Origin of the sequence: Chryseobacterium sp. VD8, from assembly GCF_037149975.1 — a bacterium.
In the GTDB taxonomy this organism is placed as follows: Bacteria; Bacteroidota; Bacteroidia; order Flavobacteriales; family Weeksellaceae; genus Chryseobacterium; species Chryseobacterium indicum.
Map to the genome: position 1 here is coordinate 1 of NZ_JBBCQL010000456.1, position 562 is coordinate 562.

The 562-nt window shown below is 46.1% G+C and carries 1 protein-coding gene; it reads right to left on the bottom strand.

The genetic code is table 11. From position 1 onward, the window contains the following. The coding region (locus tag WFK35_RS23015; RefSeq protein ID WP_336734984.1) for a hypothetical protein at positions 1–562 on the bottom strand (562 nt) is incomplete at both ends.

Sequence of the window (562 nt, forward strand, 5' to 3'; positions counted from 1 at the left end):
AGTACGTTCCGGAGACAGAAACTGCGTCAGGACTGGCGATTTTGTTAGAGTCCGTAGCCGGAGTTCCCGTATGCCACGTTACCGGAAGATTACCACTTTGTACCAATGCCGTAAGATTAACAGTAACAGCAGGACAAATGTTGGATATCACAGTACAGCCGTTAATACTTACAGTAACGGGAGCAGAAGTGGTACTGTAGCATCCGTTTGCCGCATCATAAAACGCCGCATAATAAATTCCTCCCTGATTTAAGGCATCCGGTGTTGTCACTTTATTGGCATCCGTAGCTGTGGAGCCGGTGTGCCAGGTTAAGGTAACGTCCGCATTCTGATTGCCCGCTGTAATTGTTGTTAAATTTACCACAGCTGCAGGACAGGTATTGCTTATACTATAAGTACTTAATGCCGGACTTGGATCGTCACTTGCCAGACATCGGATCGTTATCGTTGCGGGACAGTTAAAAGAAGGAGAAACGACACCGCCGTTGTTCGTATTACCGAAAGTGTTGCCTCCGCCATTTATGTAATTTGTATTTACCGGAGCTGTAGTTCTGGGAAAATA